The sequence below is a fragment of the Bradyrhizobium sp. SOJA106 genome (assembly GCF_059448745.1).
On record NZ_CM182549.1, the window covers coordinates 153248 to 170220 of the forward strand.

The 16973-nt window shown below is 65.9% G+C and carries 17 protein-coding genes; 12 read left to right on the top strand and 5 right to left on the bottom strand.

Going from position 1 to position 16973, the window contains the following annotated elements; all coding sequences use genetic code 11:
- Positions 1-283: 283 nt before the first annotated feature.
- A complete protein-coding gene (locus AC5V87_RS00720; RefSeq protein ID WP_495369701.1) occupies positions 284-1225 on the top strand; it encodes a hypothetical protein in 942 nt (313 codons plus the stop codon).
- 164 nt (positions 1226-1389) lie between these two features.
- Complete coding sequence (gene pncA, locus AC5V87_RS00725; protein ID WP_495369702.1) at positions 1390-2112, top strand: bifunctional nicotinamidase/pyrazinamidase; 723 nt, start codon at positions 1390-1392, stop codon at positions 2110-2112.
- A 131-nt stretch (positions 2113-2243) separates the two neighbouring features.
- On the opposite strand, the gene grpE is transcribed toward pncA, so the two are convergent.
- Positions 2244-2861 (bottom strand): nucleotide exchange factor GrpE, encoded by a 618-nt coding sequence (gene grpE / locus AC5V87_RS00730; protein ID WP_456841703.1) that lies wholly within the window; start codon positions 2859-2861, stop codon positions 2244-2246.
- A gap of 109 nt (positions 2862-2970) precedes the next feature.
- Positions 2971-4059 carry a heat-inducible transcriptional repressor HrcA gene (hrcA, locus tag AC5V87_RS00735; RefSeq protein WP_456841704.1) on the bottom strand — a complete coding sequence of 363 codons (1089 nt, stop codon included), beginning with the start codon at positions 4057-4059 and terminating at the stop codon, positions 2971-2973.
- Between the two features lie 170 nt (positions 4060-4229).
- On the opposite strand from hrcA, the gene rph reads away from it, so the two are divergent.
- Genes rph through hemW form a run of 3 tightly spaced genes read left to right on the top strand, consistent with a single transcriptional unit; the run spans position 4230 to position 6790 of the window.
- Positions 4230-4943 (top strand): ribonuclease PH, encoded by a 714-nt coding sequence (rph, locus tag AC5V87_RS00740; RefSeq protein ID WP_235542105.1) that lies wholly within the window; start codon positions 4230-4232, stop codon positions 4941-4943.
- A gap of 10 nt (positions 4944-4953) precedes the next feature.
- A complete protein-coding gene (gene rdgB / locus AC5V87_RS00745; protein WP_495369703.1) occupies positions 4954-5589 on the top strand; it encodes an RdgB/HAM1 family non-canonical purine NTP pyrophosphatase in 636 nt (211 codons plus the stop codon).
- A gap of 16 nt (positions 5590-5605) precedes the next feature.
- Complete coding sequence (gene hemW, locus AC5V87_RS00750; protein ID WP_495372017.1) at positions 5606-6790, top strand: radical SAM family heme chaperone HemW; 1185 nt, start codon at positions 5606-5608, stop codon at positions 6788-6790.
- 118 nt (positions 6791-6908) lie between these two features.
- Here the strand turns inward: hemW and AC5V87_RS00755 are convergent, their stop codons facing one another.
- Positions 6909-8144 carry a penicillin-binding protein activator gene (locus AC5V87_RS00755; RefSeq protein ID WP_495369704.1) on the bottom strand — a complete coding sequence of 412 codons (1236 nt, stop codon included), beginning with the start codon at positions 8142-8144 and terminating at the stop codon, positions 6909-6911.
- A 343-nt stretch (positions 8145-8487) separates the two neighbouring features.
- Here AC5V87_RS00755 and rsmI point away from each other — a divergent pair, with 343 nt between their 5' ends.
- From rsmI to AC5V87_RS00790, 7 genes are all read left to right on the top strand, one after another.
- Positions 8488-9438 carry a 16S rRNA (cytidine(1402)-2'-O)-methyltransferase gene (gene rsmI / locus AC5V87_RS00760; RefSeq protein ID WP_495369705.1) on the top strand — a complete coding sequence of 317 codons (951 nt, stop codon included), beginning with the start codon at positions 8488-8490 and terminating at the stop codon, positions 9436-9438.
- Positions 9425-9826 carry a YraN family protein gene (locus AC5V87_RS00765; RefSeq protein ID WP_495369706.1) on the top strand — a complete coding sequence of 134 codons (402 nt, stop codon included), beginning with the start codon at positions 9425-9427 and terminating at the stop codon, positions 9824-9826. The genes rsmI and AC5V87_RS00765 overlap by 14 nt, the downstream gene beginning before the upstream one ends.
- A 10-nt stretch (positions 9827-9836) precedes the next feature.
- On the top strand, positions 9837-10781 hold the full coding sequence (gshB, locus tag AC5V87_RS00770) for a glutathione synthase (RefSeq protein WP_495369707.1): 945 nt from the start codon (positions 9837-9839) through the stop codon (positions 10779-10781).
- Between the two features lie 482 nt (positions 10782-11263).
- Complete coding sequence (cpaB, locus tag AC5V87_RS00775) at positions 11264-12079, top strand: Flp pilus assembly protein CpaB (RefSeq protein WP_456841710.1); 816 nt, start codon at positions 11264-11266, stop codon at positions 12077-12079.
- Positions 12080-12092: 13 nt separating this feature from the next.
- Positions 12093-13616: a type II and III secretion system protein family protein gene (locus AC5V87_RS00780; protein WP_495369708.1), complete on the top strand. Its 1524-nt coding sequence runs from the start codon at positions 12093-12095 to the stop codon at positions 13614-13616.
- A gap of 50 nt (positions 13617-13666) precedes the next feature.
- Complete coding sequence (locus AC5V87_RS00785) at positions 13667-14401, top strand: CpaD family pilus assembly protein (RefSeq protein WP_495369709.1); 735 nt, start codon at positions 13667-13669, stop codon at positions 14399-14401.
- Complete coding sequence (locus tag AC5V87_RS00790; protein ID WP_456841713.1) at positions 14398-15687, top strand: CpaE/TadZ family protein; 1290 nt, start codon at positions 14398-14400, stop codon at positions 15685-15687. Before AC5V87_RS00785 ends, AC5V87_RS00790 begins: the two co-directional genes overlap by 4 nt.
- Before the next feature lie 31 nt (positions 15688-15718).
- Here the strand turns inward: AC5V87_RS00790 and AC5V87_RS00795 are convergent, their stop codons facing one another.
- Positions 15719-16492 (bottom strand): tetratricopeptide repeat protein, encoded by a 774-nt coding sequence (locus tag AC5V87_RS00795; protein ID WP_495369710.1) that lies wholly within the window; start codon positions 16490-16492, stop codon positions 15719-15721.
- 80 nt (positions 16493-16572) lie between these two features.
- A complete protein-coding gene (locus AC5V87_RS00800; protein WP_130364001.1) occupies positions 16573-16818 on the bottom strand; it encodes a PilZ domain-containing protein in 246 nt (81 codons plus the stop codon).
- Positions 16819-16973 lie beyond the last annotated feature (155 nt).

The window sequence follows — 16973 nt, forward strand, 5'->3', positions numbered from 1 at the left end:
GGGGGAGGGGGCCGCAAGGACCGAACGCAAGTTTCGGCCGTGAAAACATTGAGTTTTGGAAGATCATATCCGGGCTCAACCGCCCTTGCGGGTGAGGAAATATTAACAGGTTCGGCGGTCCGCCAGCCCCCGGCACCGTGATCCGGCCCGCCCTGTTACCGGCGGGCCAAACCCGCTACAAGGCGGACCGGCCGGACAGCCTCGTCATCGGGCTGCTTCGCGCGACAAAGCGGCCCAATCGCCGACCATTGAACGGCCTCAATGTGAACCAATCAGAGTGCCCATGAAGCTGATCCGCCCCCTCGCCGCGCTCGCTCTCCTCGCTGCCTCAGCGCTCCCGGCCTTTGCCGCCGACGCCGTTTACCCGCCCGGACTTCGTCTCGGCATGGTGCCGCTGGTCGGGCTCAACACGGCCAAGAGCTTTCCGGGCTTCGAAAGCGAGGACGGCAGCGTCAAGGTGCTGATCACGGAACTGCCGCCGGCGGCCTATGGCGAGGTCGTCAGCGCCTTCAATTCCAATCCGGCCGGCACTGGTGGCGTCAAGCAGGACAAGATAGAGACCCCTGCGGGCCTTGCCTATTTCACCACCGAAAGCGGCAAGGCGGGCGACACCCCGGTGAAGCGCTATTCGATGATCGTGCCAGGCGCCGGCTTCTCCGGCTATGTCGCGGTGCAGATTCCGGAGAACGCGACCAAGATTTACACCGACGAGGCGGTGCGGCAGATGTTTGCCAGCGCCACCACCCGCAGGGAGGTGTCGGCCGAAGAGCAGATCGCGCTGATGCCGTTCAAGATCACTGATCTTGCCGACTTCAAGGACATCCGCACGCTGGCGCCGGGCTCCAGCATCATCCTGGCCGACGGCAGCGAGAGCACCGGCTATGAGCAGAAGCCGTTCATGATCCTCGGCCTGATCGGCGCCACCCCGCAAGCCGCCGACGACCGCGCCCGCTTCGCCCAGGAGGCGGCGCTCCAGATCCCCGGCGTGCGCGAGGCGCGCGTCACCATGTCCGAGCCGATCCGCATCAACGGCCAGCAGGGTTTTGAGACCCGCATCGACGGCGTCAGCGGCAAGGACAAGGTCCCGGTGACCGTGGTGCAGTGGATCCGCTTCTCGACCGGCGGCGCCTCGCTGCGCATCATCGCCAGCGCCCCGCGCGACCAGTGGCAGGCCGCCTTCACCCGCTTCCGCGCCGTGCGCGACGGGATCCAGCCGAAGGGGTAGCTGCAGACGGTCCAACACACTCGGCGCGCGCCTGTGAAGGCGCGCCTATCCGGGACGGGCTGGCAGCCCAACCCCTTACCAAATCGGGCTGCATTTTCGGGCTTCAGTTCGTTCGCGCGCGGAACTAGGCTTTGTCTCCATTGGCTCACAAGGGGAGGCGAACGATGCTGGATCGGCGACAAATCCTGGCGGCGCTTGGAACGACGGCGCTCGCGGCTCTCACTCCGACCGCACTTTTCGCAGCGGCATCGATCAAGCCGGACGACACCTCCGCGCTGCTAGTGATCGACGTGCAGAACTGCTTCCTGCCCGGCGGCAGCCTTGCGGTGAAGGAGGGCGAGCAGGTGGTGCCCGTCATCAACAGAATCGCGAAAGGTTTTGCGAATGTGGTGATGACGCAGGATTGGCACACGCCCGGTCACGTCTCGTTCGCCTCGGTGCATTCCGGCAAAAAGCCGTTCGAGACCATCGATCTTCCTTACGGCAAGCAGGTGCTGTGGCCCGATCATTGCGTACAGGGCACCGACGGCGCGGCACTGTCGAAGGACCTTAACATCCCGCACGCCGAGCTCATCATCCGCAAGGGCTTTCACAAGGACGTCGACAGCTACTCGGCCTTCCTCGAAGCTGACGGCAAGACCTCGACGGGTCTGGCCGGCTATCTGAAGGGGCGCAAGATCAAGCGCGTCTTCGTTGTGGGATTGGCGACAGATTTCTGCGTCGCATGGACCGCACTTGACGCGCGCAAGGCTGGCTTCGAGGTCTACGTGGTGGAAGACGCCTGCCGCGGCATCGACACCCAGGGCTCGCTGGCAAAAGCCTGGGCCGATATGGCCAAGGCCGGCGTGAAGCGGATCCAGTCGGCGGATATCGCGGTGAGTGCGTAGGCTTCACGCAGTCATTCCGGGGCGACGCGAAGCATTTAACTCAGGTGCGCAATTGCGCGCCTGAGACCCTCGAGATTCCGGGTTCAGCCCTGCGAGCCGCCCCGGAATGACGCTTCGCCCATTTTCGCCGCTCAGTTCGGCGCGTCGCTCGACTCGTTGTTGTTCGCGGCCGGCGCGGCCTTCGCGCCGCCTTTGGCCACGCCGACGAGAGCCGGACGCAGCACGCGCTCGCCGATGGTGTAGCCGGCCTGCACGACCTGCACCACGGTGCCCGACGGCACCGACGCATCCGGCACTTCGAACATCGCCTGCTGGAAGTTCGGGTCGAACTTCTGGCCCTGCGGATCGAACTTCTTTACGCCGTGCTTCTCCAGCGCGTTGAGCAGCGAGCGCTCGGTGAGCTCGACGCCCTCGATCAGCGAGATCAGGCCGGGATCGGCCGCCGCCCGCGCCTCGGCCGGAACGGCATCCAGCGCGCGCTGGAGATTGTCGGCGATGTCGAGCACGTCGCGGGCAAAGCCGGTGATGCCGTAGAGGCGGGCGTCGGCGACCTCCTTGGTGGTGCGCTTGCGCAGATTCTCCATCTCGGCCAGCGTCCGCAGCATGCGGTCGCGCGCTTCGGCAGCTTCCTTCTGCAAGGTCTCGACCGAACCCGGCTCGGGATCGTCGGGCATGACGTAGGGCTTTGACACCACGGGCTCGCCGGTCGGCGCGGTCGTGTCTTCGGGTTGCCGGTCTCGATCGTTCATCGGCTCAAATCTCGAACTGGTTTCCAAGGATTGTTAGCAAGGATTGTTGGGCCGGATATCGTGCCTAAGCGCGCGAAAATCAAGCGCCCGTGATCGGCGCAAATGCCGGTCAGCCCCCCAGGAGACGGCTGACGATGCGGGCGGCGTAGTCCACGGTCGGGATGACGCGGGCATAATTCAGCCGCGTCGGCCCGATCACCCCCAAAACGCCGACGATATGACCGGCGGCATCGCGATAGGGCGAGATGATCGTGGAGGAGCCGGACAAGGAAAACAGCTTGTTCTCCGAACCGATGAAGATGCGCACGCCCTCGGCGGTCTCGGCGCGGCCCAGCAGGTCGATGACGCCGCGCTTGGTCTCGAGATCGTCGAATAGGAGGCGAACCCGCTCCAGATCCTCCAGCGCGTGCAGATCCTCGAGCAGATTGGCGTGGCCGCGGACGATGAGCTGGCGGTCTTCGTTCTCGCCGCCGGACCAGCTCGCAAGTCCAGCCGAGATCACCTTCTGCGTCAGCTGATCGAGCTCGGCGCGAGCTTCCCCCAGCGCGGTTTCGAGCTCAAGGCGAGCCTCGGCGAGCGTCCGGCCGCGGATGCGCGCATTGAGGAAATTGCCGGCCTCGGTGATCGCCGAGGAGGGAACTCCGGGCGGCAGCGTCAGCACGCGGTTCTCGACCTGGCCATCTTCGCCGACCAGGATCACCAGCGCCTTCTCCGGTTCCAGGCGGACGAATTCGATATGCTTCAGCCGCGCATTTAATTTTGGCGTCAGCACCACGGCAGCGGCACGGGTCAGGCCCGACAGCCGCATCAAAGCCTGGTCGAGCGCCGCCTCGACCGACTGCGCCTCGCCGACGGAGGAGAGCTGGCTCTGGATCGACTGCCGCTCGGCCTCGTTGAGATCACCGACCTGCATCAGGGCATCGACGAAGAAGCGCAGGCCGAGTTCCGTCGGCAGCCGGCCGGCGGAGGTGTGCGGGGCATAGATCAGGCCGAGCTGTTCCAGATCGGCCATGACGTTGCGGACCGAGGCCGGCGACAGCGGCATGGCGATCAGCCGCGAAATATTCCGCGAGCCGACGGGCTCGCCGGTCGCGAGATAGCTTTCGACAATTTGACGAAAGATATCGCGGGAACGCTCGTTGAGCTGGGCGAGGCCTGCGCGCGGCGCGATCAGATGGATCGGATCGTGATGGGCCACAGACGGTAACTCCTCTCAGATGCTCATAATTTGTCCATCCTCGACGCGTCTGACAAGCGTGGCATTTGCGGGGTGGAAAACCGGGGGCGAATAAGGCCTTGCCGCCCACCCTCACCCCACCTACAAGCACCGCGAACAGCCCTTTTCCGTGAGTTTTTGGAGGATTTCCCATGCGGCCAAGCCGCCGTGCGCCCGACGAATTGCGCCCCGTGACGCTGGAGCGTGGCGTGGTCAAATATGCGGAAGGCTCGTGCCTGGTGAAATTCGGCGACACCCATGTGCTGGTCACCGCCACGTTGGAGGACCGCCTACCGCCATGGTTGAAGGGCCAGGGCCGCGGCTGGGTCACCGCCGAATACGGCATGCTGCCGCGCGCGACGTCGGAACGCACCCGCCGTGAGGCCTCTGCCGGAAAACAAAGCGGCCGGACCGTCGAGATCCAGCGCCTGATCGGCCGCTCGCTTCGCACCATCGTCGATCTCGAGGCGCTCGGTGAGCGCCAGATCACGGTCGATTGCGACGTGCTCCAGGCCGACGGCGGCACCCGCACGGCCTCGATCACCGGCGCCTGGGTCGCGCTCGCCGATTGCATCAACTGGATGAAGGCGCGCAACATGATCAAGGCCAATGTGCTGCGCGACAACGTCGCTGCGATCTCCTGCGGCATCTACAACGGCACGCCGGTGCTCGACCTCGACTATGCCGAGGATTCGGAAGCAGAAACCGATGCCAATTTCGTCATGACCGGCGACGGCCGCATCATCGAAGTGCAGGGCACCGCGGAACGCGAGCCGTTCACGCAGGACGAGTTCCTGAAGCTGATCGCCCTGGCGCAGAAAGGCATCGCGCGTCTGGTGGACTTGCAGAAACTGGCCGTGGCGTAGTCAATAAGCCATGCACCGCCGAATCACTGGAAAGCTCGTCATCGCGACCCACAATCCCGGCAAGCTCGCCGAGATGAAGGAGCTGCTCGCGCCTTACGGCATCGAGGCGGTGTCGGCCGGTGAGCTCGGTCTGGGCGAGCCCGACGAGACCGGCAACGACTTCCGCAGCAACGCCGCGCTCAAGGCGATCGCGGCGGCAAAGGCGACCGGGCTTCCCGCATTCGCCGATGATTCCGGCATCGTGGTCGACGCGCTCGACGGCGCGCCCGGCATCTACAGCGCGCGCTGGGCCGGACCCAGCAAGGACTTCACCGCGGCCATGGCGCAGATCGAGCGGCTGCTGCAGGAGCGTGGCGCGACCACGCCCGACAAGCGCACCGCGCATTTCGTCTCCGCGCTTTGCGTCGCCTGGCCCGACGATCATCTCGAAGAGGTCGAGGCGCGCGTCGATGGCACGCTGGTGTGGCCGCCGCGCGGGAGTGCCGGTTTCGGCTACGATCCGATGTTCCTGCCGAACGGACACGATCGCACCTTCGGTGAGATGACCAGCATCGAGAAGCACGGCCTGCCGCCGCTCGGCCTCGGCCTGTCGCACCGCGCCCGCGCCTTCGTGAAACTGGCGGAGATCTGCCTTGAGCCGCGCTAGAGCGTTTTCGAGCGAAGTGGATACCGGTTCGCGCCAGGAAAACGCGTCAAAACAGGAATCTGAAGCCTTCGGCGTCTACGTGCACTGGCCGTTCTGCCTGTCGAAGTGCCCCTATTGCGACTTCAACAGCCATGTCCGCCACGCCGCGATCGACGAGGCGCGGTTCGCTTCCGCTTTCGCGCGCGAGATCGCAACGACGGCCGAGCGCGCGCCCGGCCGTGAGGTCACCTCGATCTTCCTCGGCGGTGGCACGCCGTCATTGATGCAGCCAGCCACTGTCGGCGCCGTGCTCGATGCGATCGGCAAGCACTGGTCCGTTGCCGACGATGTCGAGGTCACGCTGGAGGCGAACCCGACCAGCGTCGAGGCCACGCGCTTCGCCGGCTATCGCACGGCGGGCGTAAATCGCGTTTCGCTTGGCGTGCAGGCGCTCGACGATGCCTCGCTGAAGGCGCTTGGCCGCTTGCACAGCGCACGCGAAGCGCTCGATGCCGTCGCCATCGCGCGCCGCTCGTTCGAGCGCTATTCGTTCGACCTGATCTATGCCCGCCCCGACCAGACGCCGGCGATGTGGGCCGACGAGCTGCGGCACGCGATCGATGAAGCCGCCGAGCATCTGTCGCTCTATCAACTGACGATCGAGGAAGGCACGCCGTTCTTCGGCCTGCACCAGGCTGGCAAGCTGAAAACGCCGGACGAAGCGGTCGCGCGCGCGCTCTACGACGTGACGCAGGAGACCTGCGACAGGTTCGGCCTGCCCGCCTACGAGATCTCCAACCACGCGCGGCGCGGTGCCGAGTGCCGGCACAATCTGGTGTACTGGCGGGGCGCGGAATATGCCGGCATCGGCCCGGGCGCACATGGCCGCCTCGATATCGACGGCGTGCGCCATGCCACTGCCACGGAGAAACGTCCCGAAGCCTGGCTGCTGCGGGTGGAAACCAACGGTCACGGCGTCGTCACCGACGATCTCCTCAACAGCGAAGAACGGGCCGACGAATTTTTGCTGATGGGATTGCGCCTCGCCGAGGGCATCGACCCCGACCGTTACAGAGCCCTGGCCGGCCGTCCACTCGACGCCGGCCGCATCGCGCTGCTGCGCGAGGAAGGCGCGATCACGGTCGACGCGACGGGACGTTTGCGCGTGACGAGCAGCGGATTCCCGGTGCTGGATGCGGTGGTCGCGGATTTGGCGGCGTAACGAGCTCTCGTAGGGTGGGCAAAGCGAAGCGTGCCCACCATTCCATGCGATTTAGCTGAGAGATGGTGGGCACGGCGCAAGTGCGCCTTTGCCCACCCTACGGCGACTTCGTCCTGAGCTACGCTCCAAAGCTCTTCGGCGAACCCGCCACCGCAACGCCACCGCCGGTCGTCACCTTCATCACCGCGAGGCCTCGCTCATTGGTGCCATCCGCGCGGAAGCGGAACAGGCCGTCAATGCCGGCAAAGCCTGAGGGGTTGGTGAGCACGTCGGCCGAGAACCGCGTGGTGCCCTGGGTGCGCGCGAGCGCGGCGACGAGGGCGACGGCGTCATAGGCGAGTGTCGCGGTGCGGATCGGCTCAGCGCCGTATTTGGTGCGATAGCGGCCGGAGAACGCGCGGAAGCCGGCCGGATCCGGTGCGGCATAGAGGCCGCCTTGCAAGTTTTGGCTGGCATAGACGCGCGGATTGTCCCACAGCCCTGTGCCGAGCAGCTGGATATTGCGCAAATTCGCGCCGGCCGCGGTCATCGCATCGGCCACCGCGACCACGGCATCGCCGTCGTCGGCAATGAACAGCGCATCGGCACTGCCGAGCTGCTGTGCCACGGAGCGCGCCGGGGTGCCGCGATCCGCACCATATCTTTCGAAGGCGACGACGCGTCCGCCACGCCGCGGCACCGCTGCCTTCACTGCGGCCTCGACGACATTGCCATAGGCATTGTCGGGCACGAGCACGGCGACGGAGCGCTTCCCGATGCTGGCGGAATATTCAATGATCCGGTTGACGTCGGACTCCGGCAGGAAGCTCAGCAGATACACGCCGCGGCCGGCGATGCTGGAATCGGTCGAGAACGCGATCACGGAGATGCCGCGCGTGCGCGCGACCTGGGCGACCGCGGGCACGGATTGCGCGAACAGCGGCCCCAGAATAATCTCGGCGCCTTCCTCGGCCGCCTGCTGCGCGCCGGCCTGCGCGCCCTGCGGGCTGCCATTGTCGTCCTTGATCAGCAGCTGGATGTTCGGATTCTGGAACTCGGCCAGCGCCATCTCCGCGGCATTGCGCATGGATTGCGCGGCGAGGCCGGCATTGCCGGCGGCCGAGAGCGGCAGGATCACGGCAACCTTGACCCCACCGGTGCCGGCGGTGGTCGCCTGTTGAGGCGGACCGGCCGGCTGGGCCGGCGGCGGGGAGGAGCCACTGAAGGGATTGGAGAACTGGCTGAGGCTCTGCTGCACGCCGGCGCAGGCCGAGAGCAGGGGGGCGCCGAGCAACAGGCCGAGCGCACTCCGCCGGGTCGCCCCGGACGTTCGGGGCTCCTCAACGGGAGACTTCGGATCACGCGGGCCCAGCATCGCAACTTCTCTTCTGACCAGCGGTCGCCAGCCGGTCACAACATTCACGGCCGCGACGGAAGCCGCGGATTCAGGCATATTGTCGGCAAATAGTTAACCAAAACAAAAGGATAACGACCTCTTAACACGGCCGCACCTTAAGTCCTGGCTGGCTGTCCGCCGACCGTCTCGACAGCGTTTCCGCCGCGAATACGATGTTGAAGCTTCATATCCTCTCACGCGTGCCCTGGTGAATCACATTCCTGTCCTTCTCCGCCCCACCAAGTCAATCTTGGGCTTGGCCGCGATCTTTTTCGGAGAACCGGTTCCCAGCCCCGGGGATCATGCCTAAGTTCGATTCATTATGCGCGCAAAGCCGGCCCCGATAAATCCGCCTGAAGGCCCAGACGCCGCTCCGCGCGGTTTCTCCATCGACGCCCATCGGCTTCCGGCCGCGAAGGCGGCGCCGGGTCTGTATCTGGTCGCAACCCCCATCGGCAATCTCGGCGATATCACGCTGCGGGCGCTCCAGACGCTCGCAGGCGTCGACGTCATCGCCTGCGAGGACACAAGGATCACGCGACGGCTCACCGAGCGCTACGATATCTCCGCGCAGCTCAAGCAATATCACGAGCACAACGCCGAGGCCGCGCGCCCAAAAATCCTGGAGGCGCTTGCGGCGGGCGGCTCGGTCGCGCTGGTGTCGGACGCCGGCACGCCGCTGATCTCCGATCCCGGCTTCAAGCTGGTGCGCGAGGTCTGCGCCGCCGGCCACGCGGTCTATGCGCTGCCGGGTCCGTCCTCGGTGCTGGCTGCGCTATCGGTCGCCGCGCTGCCGACCGATCGCTTCTTCTTCGAAGGTTTCTTGCCGGCCAAAACAGCCGCGCGAAAATCGCGTCTTGCCGAGCTCGCCCGCATCGATGCGACGCTCGTGATGTTTGAATCCGGCAACCGCGTGCAGGATACGCTGGCAGATCTCGCCGAGATCATGGGCAGCCGCGAGGCCGCGATCTGCCGCGAGCTGACCAAGCTGCACGAGGAGATTTCGCGCGCGAAGCTCGACGAGCTGGCGCGTGACGCCGACGGGCTGGAGACGCGCGGCGAGTTCGTGCTGGTGATCGCGCCGCCAGCGGCCGGCGCCGAGGTGCTGACGCCGGATGCGCTGGACGATCTCCTCCGCGAGCAGCTGGCCGCGCACAGCGTCAAGGATGCGGTTGCGCATGCGGTCGCGCTCTCGGGCCGGCCGAAGCGCGAGGTCTATGCCCGCGCGCTCGAGCTTGCGAAAAACCTGCGGGGCGGTGATGGCCAAGACTAGGGGCGATGCGGAACCGAAAGTCGCCTCGCCCGAGCGCGTCGCGGCGTTCCGCACCGGCATCTCCGCCGAGAGCCGCGCCGCCGCCTATCTCATGGCCAAGGGTTACCGCATCCTGGCCAAGCGATACCGCACGGCGCATGGCGAGATCGATCTCGTCGCCCGCCGCCGCAATTTGATCGCCTTCGTCGAGGTCAAAGCGCGCGCCAGCCTCGATGATGCCGCCTATGCGGTCACCCCGCGCCAACAGCAGCGCATCATCGACGCCGCGCAAGGCTGGCTCGTGGCGCATCCCGAGCATGCCGAATTCGAATTGCGATTCGACGCCATGCTGATTGCGCCGCGCTCACTTCCGCGCCATGTGTTGGCGGCATTCGACGCCTCGACCTGAAAGGCAGACCATGAAACTCAACGTCGCCGTCCAGATGGACCCCATCGCCCGCATCAACATCAAGGGCGATTCCACCTTCGCGCTGCTCCTGGAGGCGCAGAAGCGCGGCCACGGCCTGTCCTATTACACCCCCGACAAGCTTTCGATGGTCGGCGACGAGATCGTCGCGCCGGTCCAGCTGCTCACGGTGCGCGACGAGCCCGGCGACCATTTCACCCTCGGCGAGCCCAAGCGCGAGGCGCTCAACGGCTTTGATGTGGTGCTGCTGCGCCAAGACCCCCCGTTCGACCTCGCTTACATCACCTCGACGCACTTCCTGGAGCGCATCCATCCGAAGACGCTGGTGGTCAACGATCCCGCCTCGGTGCGCAATGCGCCGGAAAAGCTGTTCGTGATGAACTTTCCGCAGCTGATGCCGCCGACCCTGATCTCGCGCGATCTCGACGAGATCAACGCATTCCGCGACAAGCATGGCGCCGTCGTGATGAAGCCGCTGCACGGCCATGGCGGCGCGGCGGTGTTCCGCGTGATGCCGCAGGACATGAATTTCGGTTCGCTGTTCGACATGTTCTCGGTGACGTTCAAGGAGCCCTGGGTGATCCAGCAATTCATCCCCGAGGTGAAGCACGGCGACAAGCGCATCATCCTGGTCAACGGCGAGTTCGCCGGCGCGGTGAATCGCGTGCCGGCTACCGACGATCTCCGCTCCAACATGGTGCGCGGCGGCGCGGCCAAGGAGACCGAACTCACGCCGCGCGAGCGCGAGATTTGCGCGACGATCGGTCCGGCGCTGCGCGAGCGCGGCCTGTTGTTCGTCGGCATCGACGTCATCAACGGCAATCTCACCGAGATCAACGTGACCTCGCCCACGGGCATCCGCGCCATCGCGCGGCTCGGCGGCCCTGACGTCGCGGCGAAGATCTGGGACGCGATCGAGCAGAAGCGAACGAAATAAGGCTCTGCCATGACTGCGCTGGGGAGCCCGCGATCTCTCGCCATCGGCGTCCCGGACAAGCGAAGCGCCGGTCCGGGGCCCGTACACAGGGCGTGCTTTGGCGAAGACTAGTCGTGGGTACTTCTATGTTCTACAGCAGAGAGATCACGCGGTATGGGTCCCTGCGTTCGCAGGGACGACACCGATGTTGTGGCGCGCTGCTGCGATCTCGCTGTCATCACGGGATGCCATCACGCATCCATCACTAACCACCCGTTCACCAAGACGCCTTGCGCCTCGTGCGAACGCAGGAGCGCACCGCGTGAAACTACGGGGCCGCTGGCCGACCGGATAACGCGGCGTTCACCATTCGCCCAAAACCAGCAGCGTGACCGGCGATCACATTCGACCTCGCAACACCCCTTATACTTTTACTCCCTACTCATCGACGCAGGGGAACCCGCCAGGTGCGGTTCGAGTGCCCCGCGTAAGAGTAGAAGCGTATGAACACCGCACGCATTGTCGTTCTCGTCATCGCACTGGGCGCCGGCGGCGTCGCTGCGTATCTGGCGAGCGGCTATCAGAATGCGCCCGCGCCCGTCCTTCCCGTCGTCGAGAAGCTGCCGACGATCGAGGTTCTGGTCGCCAAGAACGACATCCAGCTCGGTCAGGCCGTGAAGCCCGACGACCTGCTATGGCAGGCCTGGCCTGCGGCGACCGCGAGCAGCGCCTTCATCCGCCGCGACAGCAGGCCCGAGGCGCAGACGCAGCTCGCCGGCTCGATCGCGCGCGTGCCGCTGATGCAGGGCGAGCCGATCCGCGAGCAGAAGCTGGTCAAGGCCGAGGGCTCCGGCTTCATGGCCGCGATCCTGCCGTCGGGCATGCGCGCCGTCTCCACCGAGATTTCCGCCGAGACCGGTGCCGGCGGCTTCATCCTGCCGAACGACCGCGTCGACATCGTGCTGACCCGCCGCCTGAAGAATCCTGACGGCGCCAACAACGGCCCGACCGGCGGCAACGACCTCATCCTGTCCGAGGTCATCATGACCAATATCCGCGTGCTCGCGATCGACCAGGCGCCGAAAGAGAAGGACGGCCAGAACGCCGTGATCGGCAAGACCGTCACGCTCGAGCTCAGGCCCGACCAGGTCGCCACGCTCTCGGCCGCGCGCCAGGGCGGCACCCTGACACTCGCGCTGCGCAGCATCGTGGATGCCAACGCCATCGACGGCACGCCTGAGGAGGCGGTCAAGCGTCCGGGCGGCGTCAACGTGATCCGCTACGGGGTGCAGGCGCGGCAGCTGACGTCACAGAAGTGATGATGGGGATAGCATGAACTACGGGGAAGATCGGATGGGCCTGCGCCTTCGGGGGAAGCGCGGGCGCTCATGCTTAGCAGGGGTGATGCTGGCGCTGGGGCTGGTCGCGGCCCCCGGTTTCGTCGCTGCCGCAGATGCGCCGGTCGGCGACCAGGCGCCGATGCAGGCGCCGGCGGATCTCAGCGTATCGCCGGTTTCGACCATCGCGCCGGCGCGGACGCGTTTCCTCTCGCTTGGCGTCGGCAAATCCGTCGTCATCGACCTGCCGCGCGAGGTCAAGGACGTGCTGGTCGCCGATCCCAAGATCGCCAACGCGGTGATCCGCTCGGCCCAGCGCGCCTACATCATCGGCGGCCAGGTCGGCCAGACCAATGTCGTGTTCTTCACCGCCGACGGCCAGCAGGTCGCCTCCTACGACATCGCCGTGAAGCGCGATCTCAACGGCATGCGCGCGGCGCTGCGCCAATCGCTGCCGGGCGTGCAGATCGAAGGCGTCGGCGACAGCGTGATGCTGACCGGTTCGGTGTCGAGCCCGGTCGAGGCCCAGCAGGCCGGCGACGTCGCCGCCAAGCTCGTCGGCGGCTCGGACAAGGTCGTCAACAACATCGTCGTACGCGGCCGCGACCAGGTCATGCTCAAGGTCGTCGTCGGTGAAGTCCGGCGCGACATCGTCAAGCAGCTCGGCGTCGACCTCAGCGCCAGCCTGAACGCCGGCACCGCGGTCGTGAATTTCAACAACTCCAACCCGTTCTCGGTCTCCGGTGGCCCGCTCGTCAGCAGCAACGGGCTCGGTGTCACCGGGCTCGCAAAAGGCGTGGCCACGGTCAACGCCACGATGCGCGCAATGGAAAGCGCCGGCGTGATGCGGACGCTGGCCGAGCCGAGCCTGACGGCGATCTCCGGCGAGTCCGCCACTTTCATTGCCGGCGGTGAATTCCCGATCCCTGCGGGCTATTCGTGTGATCCGGTCACCCACGTCTGTACCACCCAGATCACCTACAAGAAGTTCGGCATCTCTCTGAACTTCACGCCGGTCGTGCTCAGCGAGGGACGTATCAGCCTGCGCGTGATGACCGAGGTCTCGGAGCTGTCGAATCAGAACGCCATCTCCGTGACGCAGGCGGTGTCCGCGGGCCAGGCCAGCTCGATCACCATCCCGTCCATCCAGACCCGCCGCGCCGAAACCACGCTGGAAATTCCTTCGGGCGGCTCGATGGCAATGGCCGGCCTGATCCAGCAGCAGACCAAGCAAGCTATCAACGGCCTGCCCGGAATCGACCAGGTGCCGATCATCGGCGCGCTGTTCCGCAGCCAGGATTTCGTCAACAACGAGACCGAGCTGATGGTGATCGTGACGCCCTATGTGGTGCGCGCGGTCGCCCAGAAGGAACTGTCGCGGCCCGACGACGGCTTTGCGCCGGCCTCGGATGCACAGACCGCGCTGCTCGGCCGCATCAACCGCCTCTATGGCATCGCGGCCCGCCGCGTCGATCCGATCGACGGCGTCCACGGCGATTTCGGCTTCATCATCGACTGAGACGGACGGCTTGGGGGCCGGGCGAGACACGGGGCAAGAGGGGACAAGCGATGACGAAAACGACAGCCGATCGACGTCGCAGCTTACGGATCGCGCTGGCGCTGACGGGGCTCTCCGTCCTGCTCGGCGCCTGCAACACCACCGGCGAGATCGTGACCCAGACGGTGCCGACCGACTATCGCCAACGTCACCCGATCGCGGTGCAGGAAGGCAAGAAGTCGATCGTGATCTTTGTCGGCAAAGCCAGGGGCGGCCTCACGGCCGCGCAGCACGCCGACGTCGCGGGGATCGCCCGGGACTGGGTGCGCGAAGGCACCGGCTCCGTCGTGGTCGACGTGCCGGTCGACACCGCGAATTCGCGCACCGCAGCGGCGACCTATCAGGAGATCCGCTCGGTGCTCGCCTCCGGCGGCGTGCCGTCGCGCGCCATCGTCCAGCATCGTTATCGCCCTGAGGATCCCGGACTGCTGCCGACGATCCGCCTGAGCTATTCCAAGATCACGGCTGTCGCGGGTCCCTGTGGGCTGTGGCCGGAGGACGTCGGTCCGTCCATCCTCGACCCCGGCTACAATGAGAACCAGCCCTACTTCAATCTCGGCTGCGCCAGCCAGCGCAACCTTGCGGCCATGATCGACAATCCTGCCGACCTCGAGCAGCCGCGCGCGGAGACGCCGGCCTATACCGCACGGCGCGAGATCGCCTTCGACCGTTACCGCAAGGGCTCGACGACCACGACCACCTATCCGGAGGCCGACAGGGCCAAACTGAGCGACACAGGCAAATGACCAGCGTCCACGACGAAGAGGCCGACGATCCGCAGCACCCCGAGGAACATATTGCGCCGGTTCCTCGCATCTCCGTGCAGGCCTTCTGCGAGACGGAGCAGACGCTCGCCGCGGTGACCGCCGCCGGGCAGGACCGCCGGCTCGCCAAGGCGCATCTCACCGCCAAGAGCGGCGGCCTCGCTGCCGCGATCGAGGTCTACGACTCGATGCCGACGCCGAACGTCATCGTGATCGAGTCCGACGGCACGCGCGACATCCTCGAGGGCCTCGACGATCTCGCCGGCGTCTGCGATCCCGGCACCCGTGTGGTGGTGATCGGCAATCCCAACGACACCGCGCCCTATCGCGAGCTGGTCCGCCGCGGCGTCAACGATTATGTGGTGGGACCGGTCGAGACGCTCGACGTCGTCCGCTCCATCTGCAGCCTGTTCTCGGCGTCCGAAGCCATCATCACCGGCCGCGTCATCGCGGTGGTCGGCGCCAAGGGCGGCGTCGGCGCATCCACGGTCGCGCACAACGTGGCCTGGACCATTGCCCGCGATCTCGCGCTCGATTCCGTTGTGATCGATCTCGACCTCGCCTTCGGCACCGCGGGCCTCGACTACAACCAGGACCCGGTGCAGGGCATTGCCAATGCGGTGCTGTCGCAGGACCGGCCCGACACCGCGTTGATGGAGCGCCTGCTCGCCAAATGCACCGATCGCCTCAGCCTCCTTGCTGCACCAGCCACCCTTGAGCGCGTCTACGATTTCGGCGCGGAAGCATTTGATGCGGTGTTCGATACGTTGCGCATGACCACGCCCTGCATCGTGCTCGACGTGCCTCATCAATGGTCGGGCTGGACGCGGCGTGCGCTGGTCAATGCCGACGACATCGTGATCGTGGCCGAGCCTGATCTCGCCAACCTGCGCAACACCAAGAACATGCTCGGCGTGCTCAAGGCGGCGCGGCCGAACGACCGGCCGCCGCTGTACTGCCTCAACCAGGTCGGCATGCACAAGCGTGCGGAGATCGAGGTCAAGGCATTCGCCAAGACCATGGAGAGCCAGCCGCTCGCGGTGATCCCGTTCGACTCCAAGCTGTTCTCGACCGCCGCCAATAATGGCCAGATGATCGCGGAGGTCTCCAGGAGCCACCGCACCACCGAGCTTTTCCAGATCATGGCGAACCGCCTCGCCGGCCGCGGCGACGTGAAGAAGCCGACGCGCTCGCTGCTCGGACCGCTGCTGAAGAAATTGAAGGGCAGATCCGGCCGCAGCTCCGCGCCGCATCGCAAGGCGTCGTAGGGACCAGGAACTGGACGATGGAGAGGGCGGACTATTTGTCCGCCCGCTGCTGCTTCTTGGCCAGGAGCTGCCGCAGCGCGGTGACCTTGGCCGCGGCCTGATCCGGCGGCAGATCGGCCTTCACGAGAATTTCAGCCTCGGCCTCGCGGCCCTGCAATCCCAGCACGAGCGCAAGATTGGCACGGACCCGCCCATCGTTCTGGTTGCGCTGATAGGCGCGGCCGAGCACCTGCTCGGCCTTCGGCAGATTGTTTTGCAGCATATAGGACAGGCCGAGATTGGACAGCACGGTCGGCTCGTCGGGCACGACCTTCAGCGCTGCGGCGTAATATTGCTGCGCTTCCTCGTTGCGGCCCAGCTGATCGAGCGCGGCGCCCTGCGCCGAGAGGATGCGCCAGTCGGGATCCTCGGGCGAATGCGCGCGGCCGAGCACGTCGAAGGCCTGCTGGAAATTGCCGTTGTCGGCGAGCGCTCGGCCGTAGCCAGCGAGCAGCGCCTTGTTGCTGGGATGGCCGAGCACGGCCTGCTCCAGCACCGCGACCGCCTGCGCGCGCTGCCCGGTCTCGCGCAGCGCCTTGCCGTATTCGAGCCCGATATTGGCGTCACCGGGCTTGGCGCGATAGCGCTCGCGCAAGATGTCAATGTCCGATTTCGGATCGGCCTTGCCCGCCGTCTCCGATTTGCCGCCGAGCGCACCGGTCACATCCTCAAGGCTGGTGGTCTGGCAACCGCCGAGCACGAGCACCAGGAGCGCAGGAAGCAGAAATCTCGCCGGGGGACAGGCAACGGACAAACGCTTGGACATACTCTGATCACTCGGCGACTGATCAGAGATGCTTTGCCGATTAACGCTAAAGTCCCGTTAAGGTCGCGATGCTTTGGACCTTAGTCGGTGAATTCGGCGCCGAATTCGCAACCGATCCGCCAGCGCAGACGGCATTGGCGGGAATAGTCCGGCGCGAAGATGATGGTGAATTGCGGCGGCACTTCCAGGAATTCCGCCACGACCTTCACGCCGCCATCCGAGATATCCGTGATCGTGCAATCCCGCGGCAGCGAGCCCGCGCCAAAATGAATCTTGGCGAGCCGGCTGCACACCCGACGTTCGCTTCTCCGGCGATTTACCAGCATTTGCTTGTTCACTTGTTAGACCACGGCCCATCCCGCAGCCCTAGGAGTAGCGGACATTCGTTGGAATGTGCTGAGCACAGCCGCTCGCATTCGAGGCTTAGTGTCTGGGCCCCGTTTACGGTTTGTTAGGGCTTGCCGCGCTCCGGAAATGTTCC

Coding starts and splice junctions, on each gene's coding strand:
- AC5V87_RS00720 (WP_495369701.1), top strand. CDS start 284: ATGAAGCTGATCCGCCCCCTCGCCGCGCTCGCTCTCCTCGCTGCCTCA.
- pncA (WP_495369702.1), top strand. CDS start 1,390: ATGCTGGATCGGCGACAAATCCTGGCGGCGCTTGGAACGACGGCGCTC.
- grpE (WP_456841703.1), bottom strand. CDS start 2,861: ATGAACGATCGAGACCGGCAACCCGAAGACACGACCGCGCCGACCGGC.
- rph (WP_235542105.1), top strand. CDS start 4,230: ATGCGGCCAAGCCGCCGTGCGCCCGACGAATTGCGCCCCGTGACGCTG.
- rdgB (WP_495369703.1), top strand. CDS start 4,954: ATGCACCGCCGAATCACTGGAAAGCTCGTCATCGCGACCCACAATCCC.
- AC5V87_RS00755 (WP_495369704.1), bottom strand. CDS start 8,144: ATGCTGGGCCCGCGTGATCCGAAGTCTCCCGTTGAGGAGCCCCGAACG.
- rsmI (WP_495369705.1), top strand. CDS start 8,488: ATGCGCGCAAAGCCGGCCCCGATAAATCCGCCTGAAGGCCCAGACGCC.
- AC5V87_RS00765 (WP_495369706.1), top strand. CDS start 9,425: ATGGCCAAGACTAGGGGCGATGCGGAACCGAAAGTCGCCTCGCCCGAG.
- gshB (WP_495369707.1), top strand. CDS start 9,837: ATGAAACTCAACGTCGCCGTCCAGATGGACCCCATCGCCCGCATCAAC.
- cpaB (WP_456841710.1), top strand. CDS start 11,264: ATGAACACCGCACGCATTGTCGTTCTCGTCATCGCACTGGGCGCCGGC.
- AC5V87_RS00780 (WP_495369708.1), top strand. CDS start 12,093: ATGAACTACGGGGAAGATCGGATGGGCCTGCGCCTTCGGGGGAAGCGC.
- AC5V87_RS00785 (WP_495369709.1), top strand. CDS start 13,667: ATGACGAAAACGACAGCCGATCGACGTCGCAGCTTACGGATCGCGCTG.
- AC5V87_RS00790 (WP_456841713.1), top strand. CDS start 14,398: ATGACCAGCGTCCACGACGAAGAGGCCGACGATCCGCAGCACCCCGAG.
- AC5V87_RS00795 (WP_495369710.1), bottom strand. CDS start 16,492: ATGTCCAAGCGTTTGTCCGTTGCCTGTCCCCCGGCGAGATTTCTGCTT.
- AC5V87_RS00800 (WP_130364001.1), bottom strand. CDS start 16,818: ATGCTGGTAAATCGCCGGAGAAGCGAACGTCGGGTGTGCAGCCGGCTC.